The organism is Variovorax sp. V93, assembly GCF_041154485.1.
Classification (GTDB): Bacteria; Pseudomonadota; Gammaproteobacteria; order Burkholderiales; family Burkholderiaceae_C; genus Variovorax; species Variovorax beijingensis_A.
On the sequence record NZ_AP028669.1, the window covers coordinates 1,230,312 to 1,246,242 of the forward strand.

The following is a 15,931-nucleotide window of genomic DNA, read 5'->3' on the forward strand; positions in this document are numbered from 1 at the left end:
ACCATAAGAGTCGGGATTTAATTAGAATCTGACCCCATTTAAAGTGTTTGGCATTCTTTGTGCATCGCAATATCCTTCTCTTCCCTGCGAAAAACTGAAGGAGTGCGCCATGACGACGGCTGCCGAGATCGAACATCTCCAACAACACGGTCTGTATTCCGGTGCCGATGAGCACGATGCCTGCGGCGTCGGCTTCGTCGCGCACATCAAGGGCGAGAAGAGCCATGCCATCGTGCTGCAGGGCCTGAAGATCCTCGAGAACCTCGACCATCGCGGCGCAGTGGGCGCTGACAAGCTGATGGGCGACGGCGCCGGCATCCTGATCCAGCTGCCCGACCGCCTCTATCGCGAGGAAATGGCCAAGCAGGGCGTGGCGCTGCCCCCGCCGGGCGAATACGGCGTCGGCATGATTTTCCTGCCCAAGGAACACGCCTCGCGCGAAGCCTGCGAGCAGGAAATGGAACGCGCGATCAAGGCCGAAGGCCAGGTGCTGCTGGGCTGGCGCGACGTGCCGGTGAACCGCGACATGCCGATGTCGCCCACGGTGCGTGCCAAGGAGCCGCTGCTGCGCCAGGTGTTCATCGGCCGCGGCAACGACGTGATCGTGCAGGACGCGCTGGAACGCAAGCTCTACGTGATCCGCAAGACCGCCAGCGCCAACATCCAGCGCCTGAAGCTCAAGCACAGCAAGGAATACTACGTTCCGAGCATGTCGAGCCGCACCGTGGTCTACAAGGGCCTGCTGCTCGCCGACCAGGTCGGCACCTACTACCTCGACCTGCAGGACAAGCGCTGCGTCTCGGCCCTCGGCCTGGTGCACCAGCGCTTCTCCACCAACACCTTCCCCGAGTGGCCGCTGGCCCACCCGTACCGCTATGTCGCCCACAACGGCGAGATCAACACGGTCAAGGGCAACTACAACTGGATGAAGGCGCGCGAAGGCGTGATGTCCTCGCCCGTGCTGGGCGCCGACCTGCAGAAGCTCTACCCGATCAGCTTCGCCGGCCAGTCCGACACCGCCACCTTCGACAACTGCCTCGAGCTGCTGACGATGGCCGGCTACCCCATCAGCCAGGCCGTGATGATGATGATTCCCGAGCCCTGGGAACAGCACGCCACCATGGACCCGCGCCGCCGCGCGTTCTACGAATACCACGCCGCCATGCTGGAGCCGTGGGACGGCCCGGCCTCCATCGTGTTCACCGACGGCCGCCAGATCGGCGCCACGCTCGACCGCAACGGCCTGCGCCCCTCGCGCTACTGCGTGACCGACGACGACCTGGTCATCATGGCCTCCGAATCGGGCGTGCTGCCCGTGCCCGAGCAGAAGATCGTGCGCAAGTGGCGCCTGCAGCCCGGCAAGATGTTCCTGATCGACCTGGAGCAGGGCCGCATGATCGACGACGAGGAGGTCAAGGCCACCCTCGCCAACAGCAAGCCCTACAAGCAGTGGATCGAGAACCTGCGCATCAAGCTCGACAGCGTCGAGGCCGAGCCGGTGCCCGCGCCGCTCTCGCAGGTGGCGCTGCTCGACCGCCAGCAGGCCTTCGGCTACACCCAGGAAGACATCAAGTTCCTGATGAGCCCGATGGCGCAGGCCGGCGAAGAGGGCATCGGCTCCATGGGCAACGACAGCCCGCTGGCCGTGCTCTCCAGCAAGAACAAGCCGCTCTACAACTACTTCAAGCAGCTGTTCGCGCAGGTGACCAACCCGCCGATCGACCCGATCCGCGAGGCGATCGTGATGTCGCTGGTGTCCTTCATCGGCCCCAAGCCCAACCTGCTGGACATCAACCAGGTCAACCCGCCGATGCGGCTCGAAGTGAGCCAGCCGATCCTCGACTTCGCCGACATGGCCAAGCTGCGCGACATCGGCACCTACACGCAGGGCAAGTTCAAGAGCTACGTGCTCGACATCACCTATCCGCTCGCCTGGGGCTACGAGGGCGTCGAAGCCAAGCTGGCGTCGCTCTGTGCCGAAGCGGTGGATGCCATCAAGGGCGGCCACAACATCCTGATCGTGAGCGACCGCGGCGTGAGCCCGACGCAGGTGGCGATTCCCGCCGTGCTGGCTCTCTCCGCTGTCCATCAGTACCTGGTCCGTGAAGGCCTGCGCACCACGGCCGGCCTCGTCGTCGAAACCGGATCGGCCCGCGAAGTGCATCACTTCGGCGTGCTCGCGGGCTACGGCGCCGAAGCCGTGCATCCCTACCTCGCCATGGAAACGCTGGCGGCCATGCACGCCGACCTGCCGGGCGACATGAGCGCGGAGAAGGCGGTCTACAACTACGTCAAGGCGATCGGCAAGGGCCTGTCCAAGATCATGTCGAAGATGGGTGTCAGCACCTACATGAGCTACTGCGGCGCGCAGCTGTTCGAAGCCATCGGCCTGAACACCGAGACGGTCAACAAGTACTTCACCGGCACCGCCAGCCGCGTCGAGGGCATCGGCGTGTTCGAGATCGCCGAGGAAGCCATCCGCATGCACAAGGCCGCGTTCGGCGACGACCCGGTGCTCTCCAACATGCTCGACGCCGGCGGCGAATACGCCTGGCGCACGCGCGGCGAAGAGCACATGTGGACGCCCGACGCCATCGCCAAGCTGCAGCACAGCACGCGCGCCAACAACTGGAACACCTACAAGGAATACGCGCAGCTCATCAACGACCAGAACCGCCGCCATCTCACGCTGCGCGGCCTGTTCGAGTTCAAGCTGGATCCGGCCAAGGCCATTCCGGTGGACGAGGTCGAGCCCGCTGCAGAGATCGTCAAGCGCTTTGCCACGGGCGCGATGTCGCTCGGCTCGATCAGCACCGAGGCGCACTCCACGCTCGCCATTGCCATGAACCGCATCGGCGGCAAGAGCAACACGGGCGAAGGCGGCGAAGACCCGGCGCGCTACCGCAACGAGCTCAAGGGCATCCCGATCAAGCAGGGCGACACGCTCAAGAGCGTGATCGGCGCGGCCAACGTCGAGGTCGACCTGCCCCTGAAGGACGGCGACTCGCTGCGTTCGCGCATCAAGCAGGTGGCGTCGGGGCGCTTCGGCGTCACGGCCGAGTACCTGCATTCGGCCGACCAGATCCAGATCAAGATGGCGCAGGGCGCCAAGCCGGGCGAGGGTGGCCAGCTGCCCGGCGGCAAGGTCACCGAATACATCGGCAAGCAGCGCTATGCCGTGCCGGGTGTGGGCCTGATCTCGCCGCCGCCGCACCACGACATCTACTCGATCGAAGACCTGGCGCAGCTGATCCACGACCTGAAGAACGCCGCGCCGCACGCGAGCATCAGCGTCAAGCTGGTGAGCGAAATCGGCGTGGGCACCATCGCGGCCGGCGTGGCCAAGTGCAAGAGCGACCACGTGGTGATCGCCGGCCATGACGGCGGCACGGGCGCATCGCCCTGGTCGTCGATCAAGCATGCGGGCAGCCCGTGGGAAATCGGCCTGGCCGAAACGCAGCAGACGCTGGTGCTCAACCGCCTGCGCAGCCGCATCCGCGTGCAGGCCGACGGCCAGATGAAGACCGGCCGCGACGTCGCCATCGGCGCGCTGCTGGGCGCCGACGAGTTCGGCTTTGCCACGGCCCCGCTGGTGGTCGAGGGCTGCATCATGATGCGCAAGTGCCATCTGAACACCTGCCCGGTGGGCGTGGCCACGCAAGACCCGATCCTGCGCAAGAAGTTCTCGGGCAAGCCCGAGCACGTCGTCAACTACTTCTTCTTCGTGGCCGAGGAAGTGCGCCAGATCATGGCCCAGCTCGGCATCCGCAAGTTCGACGACCTGATCGGCCGCGCCGACCTGCTCGACATGCGCAAGGGCATCGAGCACTGGAAGGCCTCGGGCCTCGATTTCAGCCGCCTGTTCGCGCTGCCGAACGTGCCGGCCGAGGTGCCGCGCTTCCACGTCGAAAACCAGGACCACGGCCTGGAGCGCGCGCTCGACGTCAAGCTCATCGAGAAGTCGCGTCCGGCCATCGAGCGCGGCGAGAAGGTGCAGTTCATCGAGGTGGCGCGCAACGTCAACCGCTCGGTGGGCGCCATGCTGTCGGGTGCACTGACCAAGGTGCATCCGCAGGGCCTGCCCGACGATTCGATCCGCATCCAGCTCGAGGGCACGGGCGGGCAGTCGTTCGGCGCCTTCCTGGCGCGCGGCATCACGCTCTACCTGATCGGCGATGCCAACGACTACACCGGCAAGGGCCTCTCGGGCGGCCGCGTGGTGGTGCGCCCGAGCCTCGATTTCCGCGGCGAAGCGGTGCGCAACACCATCGTGGGCAACACCGCGCTCTACGGCGCGACCACCGGCGAGGCCTACCTCTGCGGCGTGGCCGGCGAGCGTTTTGCCGTGCGCCTCTCGGGTGCCACGGCGGTCGTTGAAGGCACGGGCGACCATGGCTGCGAATACATGACGGGCGGCACGGTTGCGGTGCTCGGCAAGACGGGCCGCAACTTCGCGGCCGGCATGAGCGGCGGCGTGGCTTTCGTCTACGACGAGGACGGCCAGTTCGCCACGCGCTGCAATCTCTCGATGGTGTCGCTCGACAAGGTGCTGACCTCGGCCGAGCAGACGGCGAGCATGCACCGCAAGGTCTGGCATGGTGGCGAGACCGACGAGGCCCAGCTCAAGAAGCTGCTCGAAGAGCACCACCGCTGGACCGGCAGCAAGCGCGCGCGCGAACTGCTCGACAACTGGGCCGTGTCGCGCACCAAGTTCGTCAAGGTGTTCCCGAACGAGTACAAGCGTGCGCTCGCAGAACTGCACGACCGCAAGGTCGAACTCACGAGCAGCGGCAACAACGCGCACATGGGCCTGGAGCCGCATGCGCTGGTCGCGCCGGCCGCGACGGCTGCGGTCTGAGCGGCAACGAAAACGAAGAACAGAGGAAAGCACGATGGGAAAGATCACCGGCTTCATGGAGCATGAGCGCATCGAAGAGGGCTACAAGCCCGTCGAGGAGCGCATCAAGCACTACAAGGAATTCGTCGTTGCCTTGACGCCCGAGCAGGCCAAGGTGCAGGGCGCGCGCTGCATGGACTGCGGCACGCCGTTCTGCAACAGCGGCTGCCCGGTCAACAACATCATTCCGGACTTCAACGACCTCGTGTACCGCAACGACTGGCAGAACGCCTTCGCGGTGCTCGACTCGACCAACAACTTCCCGGAATTCACCGGCCGCATCTGCCCCGCGCCCTGCGAGGCCGCCTGCGTGCTCAACGTGAATGACGACCCGGTCGGCATCAAGTCGCTGGAACACGCCATCATCGACCGCGCCTGGGACGAAGGCTGGGTGGCGCCGCGCGTTGCCAAGCACAAGACCGGCAAGAAGGTGGCGGTGGTGGGTTCGGGCCCGGCCGGCATGGCGGCCGCGCAGCAGCTCGCGCGCGCCGGCCACGATGTGACGCTGTTCGAGAAGAACGACCGCATCGGCGGCCTGCTGCGCTACGGCATCCCCGACTTCAAGATGGAGAAGACGCACATCGACCGCCGCGTCGAGCAGATGAAGGCCGAAGGCGTGAGCTTCCGCACCGGCGTCATCGTCGGTGCCGCCAAGGACCCGCTGGGCAAGGGCTCCAAGGTCACGAACCTGGCCAAGGAAACCGTCACGCCCGAGCAGCTGCAGAAGGAGTTCGACGCCGTGCTGCTGACCGGCGGCGCCGAGCAGTCGCGCGACCTGCCGGTGCCGGGCCGCGATCTCGACGGCATTCATTTCGCGATGGAGTTCCTGCCCCAGCAGAACCGCGTCAACGCAGGCGACAAGGTCAAGGGCCAGTTGCGCGCCGACGGCAAGCACGTCATCGTGATCGGCGGCGGCGACACCGGGTCCGACTGCGTGGGCACCAGCAACCGCCATGGCGCGGCCAGCGTCACCCAGTTCGAACTGATGCCGCAGCCGCCCGAGGAAGAAAACCGCCCGCTGACCTGGCCCTACTGGCCGATCAAGCTGCGCACCAGCTCCAGCCACGAGGAAGGCTGCGAGCGCGAGTTCGCCATTTCCACCAAGGAGTTCATCGGCGAAAAAGGCAAGGTCACCGGCCTGAAGACCGTGCGGGTCGAGTGGAAGGACGGCCGCATGCAGGAAGTGGCCGGCAGCGAGCAGATCCTCAAGGCCGACCTCGTGCTGCTCGCGATGGGCTTCGTGAGCCCGGTGGCCAACGTGCTGGAGGCCTTCGGCGTCGAGAAGGATGCCCGCGGCAACGCCAAGGCCACGGTCGACTTCGTTGGTGGTTATGCCACCAACGTGCCGAAGGTGTTTGCTGCAGGCGACATCCGCCGCGGCCAGTCGCTGGTGGTGTGGGCGATTCGCGAAGGGCGCCAGGCTGCGCGCTCGGTGGATGAGTTCCTGATGGGTTTCAGCGACCTGCCGCGCTGATTTTTGTTTCAGTTTTGCGGGGCCGGCCACGGCCCCGCTATCATTCGCGGAAACCGCATGCCGGGATGCCTGAGAAGGTGCCCGGCTTTTTTATTGAGATGGAATCAGCCGCACCACCGCCACACCCCTTTGTCGAATTCCGCGACGTTTCGTTCGGCTACGGCGCGCGGGCGATCCTCGGCGGTGTGTCGTTTGCCGTGCCGCGCGGCAAGGTGACGGCGCTGATGGGCGCCTCGGGCGGCGGCAAGACCACCGTGCTGCGGCTCATCGGCGGCCAGCAGCGGGCGCAGCGCGGCGAGGTGCTTTTCGACGGCCAGGACGTCGGCAGGTTCGATGCTGCCGGGCTGTACAAGGCGCGGCGCCGCATGGGCATGCTGTTCCAGTTCGGGGCCCTGTTCACCGACATGAGCGTGTTCGACAACGTCGCGTTTCCGCTGCGCGAGCACACGCAGCTCTCGGAAGCGCTGGTGCGCGACATCGTGCTCATGAAGCTCGACGCGGTGGGCTTGCGCGGCGCGCGCGACCTGATGCCCAGCGAGGTGTCCGGCGGCATGGCGCGGCGCGTGGCCCTCGCGCGCGCCATTGCGCTCGATCCCGACCTCGTGATGTATGACGAACCCTTTGCCGGCCTCGACCCGATTTCCCTCGGCACGGCCGCGCGGCTGATCCGCCAGCTCAACGACACGCTGGGGCTGACCAGCATCGTCGTGTCGCACGATCTCGAGGAAACCTTCCGCATCGCCGACCACGTGATCATCCTGGCCAACGGCGGCATCGCTGCGCAGGGCACGCCTGCAGAGGTGCGCGAGAGCGCCGATCCATTGGTGCATCAGTTCGTCAATGCACTGCCCGACGGGCCGGTGCACTTTCACTACCCCGTTGTCGGCATCGAGGAAGATTTCGGCAATGGAGGAGGGCAGGCATGAGCGCAGCGATGGACCGCCCCCAGCAAGCGAAGACCCCCTCGGGGGGCAGCGAGGACACGAAGTGCCGAGCGTGGGGGCAGCCATGAGCTGGTGGAACCCCGCCGACATCGGCTTTGCCGTGCGCAGCAAGCTGGCCGACCTGGGCTACGGCGCCAAGCTGTTCCTGCGCCTGCTGGTGCGGGGGGCACGAAGCTTGCAGCGCTTCGGCCTGGTGCGCGACCAGATCCATTTCCTGGGCAACTACTCGCTGGCCATCATTGCGGTGTCGGGGCTCTTCGTCGGCTTCGTGCTGGGCCTGCAGATGTACTACGCGCTGCAGCGCTACGGCTCGTCCGAGGCGCTCGGACTTTTGGTGGCACTGAGCCTGGTGCGCGAGCTCGGGCCGGTGGTGGCGGCCCTGCTGTTCACGGGGCGTGCCGGCACTTCGCTCACCGCGGAGATCGGCCTCATGAAGGCCGGCGAGCAGCTCAGCGCCATGGAGATGATGGCGGTCGACCCGGTGCAGCGCATTCTTGCGCCGCGTTTCTGGGCCGGCGTGATCACGATGCCGCTGCTGGCGGCCGTGTTCAGCGCGGTCGGCATCATGGGCGGCTACGTGGTGGGCGTGCTGATGCTGGGTGTCGACCCGGGCGCGTTCTGGGGCCAGATGCAGGGCGGCGTCGACGTCTGGCGCGACGTGGGCAACGGCGTGATCAAGAGCATCGTGTTCGGTTTCACCGTGACCTTCATCGCGCTGCTGCAGGGCTACGAGGCCCAGCCAACGCCCGAAGGCGTGTCGCGCGCGACGACGCGCACGGTGGTGATGGCGTCGCTCTCGGTGCTCGGGCTCGACTTCCTGCTCACGGCCATGATGTTCAGTATTTGAAGGAGCTCCGGCTCCAATCGTTCTAGAGAGTGCAAACCATGCAACGTTCCAACAACGACATCTGGGTCGGCCTGTTCGTGCTGATCGGCGGCGCGGCGCTGCTGTTCCTCGCGCTGCAGTCGGCCAACCTGCTGAGCCTGAATTTCCAGAAGACCTACAACGTCACCGCGCGTTTCGACAACATCGGCGGCCTCAAGCCGCAAACGGCGGTCAAGAGCGCCGGCGTGGTGGTCGGCCGCGTGGAATCCATCTCGTTCGACGACAAGTCTTTTCAGGCCAGCGTCACACTGGCATTGCAAAACCGTTACAGTTTTCCCAAGGACAGCTCGCTCAAGATCCTGACCAGTGGCCTGCTCGGCGAGCAGTACATCGGAATCGAGGCGGGCGCCGAGGAGAAGAACCTGCAAGCCGGCGACACCGTCACCTCGACCCAGTCGGCCGTGGTGCTGGAAAACCTGATCAGCCAGTTCCTCTACAGCAAGGCGGCCGAAGGAAACACTTCGACGCCGGGAACAGCCAACAAGAAATGAAAACAAGCTTTTTTTCGCCATTTGCTATCAATAAAATAGCGAAATACGCCCGCTGGGCGGGTGCAGCCGCCGCTTTTTCGCTCATCGCGGGATGCGCAACCGGCCCCGGGGCCAATCCGGCCGACCCTTTCGAGCCCATGAACCGAGGCATCACCCGCTTCAACGACACGGTCGACGAGGCCGTGCTCGTGCCCGTGGCCACCGCCTACCAGCGCGTGCTGCCTTCCATGGTGCGCACCGGCGTGGGCAATTTCTTCGGCAACCTGGGCGACGTCTGGAGCTTCGTCAACAGCGTGGCCCAGCTCAAGCTGCAGAACAGTGCTGAGACCTTCATGCGGGTCAATGTCAACACTTTGTTCGGGCTCGGCGGCCTTCTCGACATTGCCACCGAGGCGGGCATCGACCGCCACGAAGAGGATTTCGGCCAGACGCTGGGCCGCTGGGGCGTGGGCGCCGGACCGTACGTGGTGCTGCCGGTGTTCGGCCCGTCGACCCTGCGCGATACGGCCGCATTGCCGGTGGACCGCGCCGGCAGCGTGCTCGGCAACATGAACGACGTGGCCTGGCGCAATTCGCTGTCTTTCCTAGAGGCTGTCGATACCCGGGCGAAGTACCTGCGCGCCGGCCGTTTGCTCGACGATGCGGCGCTCGACAAGTACACCTTCACGCGCGACGCCTTCCTGCAGCATCGCCGCAACGACGTCTACGACGGCAATCCGCCTGACGACGAAGGCGGAAAATAAAATACAAAAAGGCGCGGAAGAGGGGCTTTTCGCAGCCGGACAAGTGGTTTTCCCGCTTGCATCCGGTTTCAAGGCTTCACCTGCGCTTCAGGAACCCGGTCGGCTGGGAACCTGTCGAACACGTTCTTTGCAGGAGGCGCGGCCTCCGCCCGCCTGCAGATTTTCAAACTCGAAGGGATTGTCATGAACAACAAGATCTTGAAACGACGCGGCTTCGGCCGCCTGGTTCTGGCCAGCGCCTTGCTCTTCGGTGCCGCGACGGCTTTCGTGCGTCCGGCGCAGGCCGCCGACGAAGCGCCTGACGCGCTGGTGAAGCGTTTGTCGACCGACGTGCTCGAAACCATCAAGGCCGACACCTCCATCAAGGCGGGCGACATCAACAAGATCATGGTGCTGGTCGACAGCAAGATCATGCCCAACGTCAACTTCCAGCGCATGACGGCCTCCGCCGTCGGCCCGGCATGGCGCCAGGCCACGCCCGAGCAGCAGAAGAAGCTGCAGGAAGAATTCAAGACCCTGCTGGTGCGCACCTATGCCGGCGCGCTCGACCAGGTGAGCGACCAGACGGTCACGGTGCGCCCGTTCCGCGGGTCGCCTGAAGATACCGAGGTGCTGGTTCGCACCGAGGTCAAGGGCCGGGGCGATCCGGTGCAGCTCGACTACCGGCTCGAGAAAACGCCCGGCCAGGGCGGCGGCTGGAAGGTCTACAACCTCAATGTGCTGGGCGTCTGGCTGGTCGACACCTACCGCACCCAGTTCTCGCAGGAAATCAACGCCCGCGGCATCGACGGCCTGATTGCAGCGCTGGCGGCGCGCAACAAGGGCAACAACGGCAAGAGCTGAGGCCATGCTGGTCCTGCCCTCCAAACTCACCCACGATGAAGCCCCGGCCTGCATGCGCATGCTGCAGCAGGGGCTGACGGGGCAGACCGACACATCCACGGTGGTGGACGCCAGCGCGCTCGCGCAGTTCGATTCCTCGGCCTTGGCGGTGCTGCTGGAGTGCCGCCGCGAATCGAGCGCGCTCGGCCGGGGCTTCGCGGTCAAGGGGCTTTCGCCGCGGCTGCGCGAACTGGCTGCGCTCTACGGCATCGCGGGGCTTCTGCCGGCGGCGCCCTGACCGCAGGCGGCCCGGCAGCGGCCGCGTCAGGGCATCCGGCCGCCGCCAAGCGGCCTGCGGGGCGGGCCCGTAAAATCGCCGGCTCCCATGCCCGCGATCTCATTCCAATCGGTCTCCAAGACCTACCCTCCCTCCAGACAGCAGCGGGCCCAAGGCAAGCAGGGGCTGCGCGCCGTCGACGAGGTCAGCTTCCAGATCGAGCCGGGCGAGTTCTTCGGCCTGCTCGGGCCCAATGGCGCGGGCAAGACCACGCTCATCAGCATGCTGGCCGGCCTGTCCCGTCCCACGGCCGGCGCCATCAGCGTCCATGGCTTCGACGTGCAGCGCGACTATGCCGAGGCCCGGCGCCAGCTCGGCATCGTGCCGCAGGAGCTGGTGTTCGACCCCTTCTTCAACGTGCGCGAATCGCTGCGCATCCAGTCGGGCTACTTCGGCATCAAGAACAACGAGCCCTGGATCGACGAGCTGCTGCAAAGCCTGGGCCTGGCCGACAAGGCCACGGCCAACATGCGCCAGCTCTCGGGCGGCATGAAGCGCCGGGTGCTGGTGGCGCAGGCGCTGGTGCACAAGCCGCCCGTGATCGTGCTGGACGAGCCCACCGCCGGGGTCGACGTCGAATTGCGCCAGACGCTCTGGCAGTTCGTCGCCAGGCTCAACAAAGAGGGCAGCACCGTGCTGCTGACCACCCACTACCTCGAAGAGGCGGAGGCGCTGTGCAGCCGCATCGCGATGCTCAAGCTCGGCAAGGTGATCGCCCTGGACCGCACCAGCGAGCTCCTGAAGTCGGCCGCCAGCAACGTGCTGCGCTTCAAGACCGACGCCATGCTGCCCTGGGCCATCGCGCAGCATGCGCGCATCACCGGGCGCATCGTGCAGCTGCCGGCGCAGAACGCCCATGAAGTCGAACAACTGCTGGCCGCGATCCGCGAAGCCGGCGTCGCAGTGGAAGACGTGGAAATGCGCAAGGCCGACCTGGAAGACGTGTTCATCGACCTGATGGCGGGCGAGCAGACGCCGTTGGAGGTTGCAAGATGATGGCCGTGACGGGTTGGCACGCGCTGCTCTACAAGGAAACGCTGCGCTTCTGGAAGGTCGGCTTCCAGACCGTCGGCGCGCCGGTGCTCACCGCGCTGCTCTACCTGATGGTGTTCGGCCATGTGCTCGAAGACCATGTGAAGGTCTACGGCTCGGTCGGCTACACCGCCTTCCTGGTGCCGGGCCTCGTGATGATGAGCGTGCTCCAGAACGCCTTCGCCAACAGCTCGTCGTCGATCATCCAGAGCAAGATCATGGGCAACCTGGTGTTCGTGCTGCTCACGCCGCTGTCGCACTGGGGCTGGTTCTTTGCCTACGTGGGTTCGTCGGTAATCCGCGGGCTGGCCGTGGGGCTCGGCGTGTTCGTGGTCACGATGTTCTTCGCCATGCCGAGCTTCGTTGCGCCCGTCTGGATTCTCGTTTTCGCGCTGCTGGGCTCCGCCATGCTCGGCACCCTGGGGCTCATTGCCGGCCTGTGGGCCGAGAAGTTCGACCAGATGGCGGTGTTCCAGAACTTCCTGATCATGCCCATGACCTTTCTCTCGGGCGTTTTCTATTCCATCGGCTCGCTGCCGCCGTTCTGGCAGGGCGTGAGCCACCTGAACCCGTTCTTCTACATGATCGACGGCTTCCGCTACGGCTTCTTCGGCGTGAGCGACGCCTCGCCCTGGCTCAGCCTGGGCATCGTCGGCGCGGCCTGGCTGGTGGTGAGCGCCATTGCCGTCCACCTGCTGCGCATCGGCTACAAAATCCGCGGTTGACCGCTTTTTCCAGATCCCCATGACCGCCGAACAACTCCAGGCCCTGATCCAGTCCCACCTTCCCTGCGAGCACATCACGCTCGAAGGCGACGGCCGGCATTGGTACGCCACCATCGTCTCGGCCGAATTCGAGGGCAAGCGCGCGATTCAGCGCCATCAGCGGGTCTACGCGACCCTGGGTGCGAAAATGCATACCGACGAGGTGCATGCGCTCTCGATGAAGACCTACACGCCGGCCGAATGGGCGGCGTTGGAAAAATAACTCTCCGGCCCCCGGGCCCTGATTCGCTGGAAATTCGATGGACAAACTTCTGATTCGCGGCGGGCGCCAGCTCCGCGGCGAGGTACTCATTTCCGGCGCCAAGAACGCAGCCTTGCCGGAACTGTGCGCCGCGCTCCTGACCGACCAGCCCGTGACGCTGCACAACGTGCCGCGCCTGCAGGACGTGTCGACCATGCTCAAGCTGGTGCGCAACATGGGCGTTTCGGCCGAGCGCGACGACAACGGCACGGTGCGGCTCGATGCGGGCGACCTCAGCAACCCCGAGGCGCCCTACGAACTGGTGAAGACCATGCGCGCCTCCGTGCTGGCGCTGGGTCCGCTGCTCGCGCGCTTCGGCCGTGCCAAGGTGTCGCTGCCGGGCGGCTGCGCCATCGGCTCGCGGCCGGTCGACCAGCACATCAAGGGCCTGCAGGCGATGGGCGCCGAGATCGTGGTCGAGCACGGCTACATGATCGCCAGCCTGCCGGCCGGGCGCACCCGCCTGAAGGGCGCGCGCATCCTGACCGACATGGTCACCGTCACCGGCACCGAGAACTTCCTCATGGCGGCGGCGCTCGCCGAGGGCGAAACGCTGCTCGAAAACGCCGCGCAGGAGCCCGAGATCGTCGACCTGGCCGAAATGCTGATCCGCATGGGCGCGAAGATCGAGGGCCACGGCACCAGCCACATCCGCATCCAGGGCGTGGAGAGGCTGCACGGCTGCGAGCACGCCGTGGTGGCCGACCGCATCGAGGCCGGCACCTTCCTGTGCGCCGTTGCGGCCACGGGCGGCGACGTGTTCCTGCGCCATGCACGGGCCGACCACATGGACGCGGTGATCGACAAGCTGCGCGACGCCGGCTGCACCGTCGCGGCGCAAGAAGGCGGCGTGCGCATCAGCTCCAGCGCGCCGGCCTGCGAGCACCTCAAGGCGCAGAGCTTCAGCACTACCGAATACCCGGGCTTCCCGACCGACATGCAGGCCCAGTTCATGGCCCTGAACGTGATCGCGCGCGGCGCCTCGATGGTCACCGAGACCATCTTCGAGAACCGCTTCATGCACGTGAACGAGATGGTGCGCCTGGGCGCGACGATCCACGTCGAGGGCAAGGTGGCGATGGTCGAGGGCGTGCAGCAGCTCTCGGGCGCCACCGTGATGGCGACCGACCTGCGCGCCTCGGCCAGCCTGGTGATCGCCGGCCTGGTGGCCGAGGGCGAGACGCTGGTCGACCGCATCTACCACCTGGACCGCGGCTACGACCGCATGGAAGCCAAGCTGCGCGGCCTGGGCGCCGACATCGAACGCATTTCGGGAGCCGCCGCATGATCACCCTGGCGCTCTCGAAAGGCCGCATCTTCGAAGAGACGATGCCGCTGTTGGCCGCGGCCGGCATCGAGGTCACCGAAGACCCCGAAAAATCGCGCAAGCTGATCCTGGCCACCACCCGGCCCGACGTGCGCGTGGTGCTGGTGCGCGCCTCCGACGTGCCCACCTACGTGCAGTATGGCGGCGCCGACCTCGGCGTGACCGGTTTGGACGTGCTGCTCGAAAACGGCAACCAGGGCATGTACCAGCCGCTGGACCTGCGCATCGCGGCCTGCCGCCTCAGCGTGGCAGTGCGCGCCGACTACGACTACGCCTCGGCCGTGAAGCAGGGCTCGCGCCTTCGGGTCGCCACCAAGTACGTGGGCCTGGCGCGCGACTTCTTCGCCACCAAGGGCGTGCACGTCGACCTGATCAAGCTCTACGGCAGCATGGAGCTCGCACCGCTCACTGGCCTGGCCGACGCCATCGTCGACCTGGTCTCGACCGGCAGCACGCTCAAGGCCAACCACCTGGTCGAGGTCGAGCGCATCATGGACATCAGCGCGCGCCTCGTGGTCAACCAGGCCGCGCTCAAGCTCAAGCGCGAGCCGATCCGCCGCATCATCGACGCCTTCGCGTCGGCCATTCCTTCCGCCTGAACCCTTCCGCCCCAATGACCTCGAAAGCAGCCCCCCTTCGCCTGTCCACGGCTTCAGCCGGCTTCGACGCTGAATTCAAGGCGCGGCTGCATTGGTCCGCGGATGCCGACGCGGCCATCGAGAAGGTGGTGGCCGACATCCTGGCCGACGTGCAGAAGCGCTGCGATGAGGCGGTGCTCGCATACACGAACCGTTTCGACAAGCTGGACGCGAAGACGCTGCCCGAACTGGAACTGACGCAAGCCGAATTGAAGGCCGCATTCGAGGCACTGCCCGCGGCGCAGCGCGATGCGCTCGAAGCCGCCGCGCGCCGGGTGCGCAGCTATCACGAGGCCCAGAAGAAGGCCAGCGGGGAGAGCTGGAGCTACCGCGACGCCGACGGCACGCTGCTGGGCCAGAAAGTCACGCCGCTCGACCGAGTGGGCATCTACGTGCCGGGCGGCAAGGCCGCCTATCCGTCGAGCGTGCTGATGAACGCCATTCCGGCGCACGTGGCGGGCGTGGGCGAGATCATCATGGTCGTGCCGACTCCAAAGGGGGAGAAGAACCAGCTCGTGCTCGCTGCCGCCTACGTGGCCGGCGTGACGCGCGGCTTCACCATCGGCGGCGCGCAGGCCGTGGCCGCGCTGGCCTACGGCACCGCCACCATTCCCGCGGTCGACAAGATCACCGGCCCCGGCAACGCCTACGTGGCCGCCGCCAAGCGCCGCGTGTTCGGCACCGTGGGCATCGACATGATCGCGGGCCCGAGTGAAATCCTCGTGCTGGCCGACGGCAGCACGCCGCCCGACTGGGTGGCGATGGACCTGTTCAGCCAGGCCGAGCACGACGAGCTCGCGCAGAGCATCCTGCTGTGCCCCGATGCCGCGTACATCGACCGCGTGCAGGCCGAAATCGACCGCCTGCTGCCCGGCATGCCGCGCGCCGAGATCATCGCCGCTTCGCTCAACGGCCGCGGCGCGCTCATCCACACCAGGAGCATGGAAGAGGCCTGCGAGATCAGCAACCGCATCGCCCCGGAGCACCTGGAGGTGAGCAGCAGCGAGCCGCAGCGCTGGGAGCCGCTGCTGCGCCACGCCGGCGCGATCTTCCTCGGCGCCTTCACCAGCGAGAGCCTGGGCGACTACTGCGCGGGCCCCAACCACGTGCTGCCCACGAGCGGCACGGCGCGCTTCTCGAGCCCGCTGGGGGTGTACGACTTCCAGAAGCGCTCGAGCCTCATCGAAGTGAGCGAAGCCGGCGCGCAGGTGCTCGGCCCTATCGCCGTCACGCTGGCCGAAGGCGAAGGCCTGCAGGCGCACGCCGAGGCGGCGCGCATGCGGCTGCGCAGGATCTGAAGCCCGCCCGCCGCCG

General features: G+C 66.4%; 14 protein-coding genes. All 14 read left to right on the top strand.

Annotated elements, in window-relative coordinates:
* The first annotated feature begins 109 nt into the window (after positions 1 to 109).
* The 14 genes from ACAM54_RS05540 (at position 110) to hisD (ending at position 15,915) form a co-directional block, all read left to right on the top strand.
* Positions 110 to 4,858, top strand: coding sequence for a glutamate synthase-related protein (locus ACAM54_RS05540; RefSeq protein WP_145741025.1), 4,749 nt, complete (start codon positions 110 to 112; stop codon positions 4,856 to 4,858).
* Between the two features lie 34 nt (positions 4,859 to 4,892).
* A complete protein-coding gene (locus ACAM54_RS05545; protein ID WP_369650082.1) occupies positions 4,893 to 6,371 on the top strand; it encodes a glutamate synthase subunit beta in 1,479 nt (492 codons plus the stop codon).
* Positions 6,372 to 6,436: 65 nt separating this feature from the next.
* On the top strand, positions 6,437 to 7,297 hold the full coding sequence (locus ACAM54_RS05550; RefSeq protein WP_145741028.1) for an ABC transporter ATP-binding protein: 861 nt from the start codon (positions 6,437 to 6,439) through the stop codon (positions 7,295 to 7,297).
* A gap of 82 nt (positions 7,298 to 7,379) precedes the next feature.
* The gene (gene mlaE, locus ACAM54_RS05555; RefSeq protein ID WP_145741031.1) at positions 7,380 to 8,162 is read left to right on the top strand and encodes a lipid asymmetry maintenance ABC transporter permease subunit MlaE; all 783 of its coding nucleotides are present in this window, start codon (positions 7,380 to 7,382) and stop codon (positions 8,160 to 8,162) included.
* A 38-nt stretch (positions 8,163 to 8,200) separates the two neighbouring features.
* Complete coding sequence (gene mlaD, locus ACAM54_RS05560; RefSeq protein ID WP_012746305.1) at positions 8,201 to 8,692, top strand: outer membrane lipid asymmetry maintenance protein MlaD; 492 nt, start codon at positions 8,201 to 8,203, stop codon at positions 8,690 to 8,692.
* Positions 8,689 to 9,435: a VacJ family lipoprotein gene (locus tag ACAM54_RS05565; protein ID WP_369650083.1), complete on the top strand. Its 747-nt coding sequence runs from the start codon at positions 8,689 to 8,691 to the stop codon at positions 9,433 to 9,435. Before mlaD ends, ACAM54_RS05565 begins: the two co-directional genes overlap by 4 nt.
* Positions 9,436 to 9,618: 183 nt before the next feature.
* Entirely contained in the window at positions 9,619 to 10,278 is a 660-nt protein-coding gene (locus tag ACAM54_RS05570) for a phospholipid-binding protein MlaC (RefSeq protein WP_145741035.1), read from the top strand.
* Between the two features lie 4 nt (positions 10,279 to 10,282).
* On the top strand, positions 10,283 to 10,555 hold the full coding sequence (locus ACAM54_RS05575) for a lipid asymmetry maintenance protein MlaB (RefSeq protein WP_124957423.1): 273 nt from the start codon (positions 10,283 to 10,285) through the stop codon (positions 10,553 to 10,555).
* A gap of 87 nt (positions 10,556 to 10,642) precedes the next feature.
* On the top strand, positions 10,643 to 11,590 hold the full coding sequence (locus ACAM54_RS05580; protein ID WP_124957422.1) for an ABC transporter ATP-binding protein: 948 nt from the start codon (positions 10,643 to 10,645) through the stop codon (positions 11,588 to 11,590).
* 5 nt (positions 11,591 to 11,595) lie between these two features.
* Positions 11,596 to 12,351, top strand: coding sequence for an ABC transporter permease (locus ACAM54_RS05585; RefSeq protein WP_369650950.1), 756 nt, complete (start codon positions 11,596 to 11,598; stop codon positions 12,349 to 12,351).
* Between the two features lie 19 nt (positions 12,352 to 12,370).
* The gene (locus tag ACAM54_RS05590; protein WP_012746311.1) at positions 12,371 to 12,613 is read left to right on the top strand and encodes a BolA family protein; all 243 of its coding nucleotides are present in this window, start codon (positions 12,371 to 12,373) and stop codon (positions 12,611 to 12,613) included.
* Positions 12,614 to 12,650: 37 nt separating this feature from the next.
* On the top strand, positions 12,651 to 13,940 hold the full coding sequence (murA, locus tag ACAM54_RS05595; protein ID WP_369650084.1) for a UDP-N-acetylglucosamine 1-carboxyvinyltransferase: 1,290 nt from the start codon (positions 12,651 to 12,653) through the stop codon (positions 13,938 to 13,940).
* Positions 13,937 to 14,578, top strand: coding sequence for an ATP phosphoribosyltransferase (hisG, locus tag ACAM54_RS05600; RefSeq protein ID WP_021005882.1), 642 nt, complete (start codon positions 13,937 to 13,939; stop codon positions 14,576 to 14,578). Before murA ends, hisG begins: the two co-directional genes overlap by 4 nt.
* Before the next feature lie 14 nt (positions 14,579 to 14,592).
* The gene (hisD, locus tag ACAM54_RS05605) at positions 14,593 to 15,915 is read left to right on the top strand and encodes a histidinol dehydrogenase (RefSeq protein ID WP_369650085.1); all 1,323 of its coding nucleotides are present in this window, start codon (positions 14,593 to 14,595) and stop codon (positions 15,913 to 15,915) included.
* Positions 15,916 to 15,931: the final 16 nt, after the last annotated feature.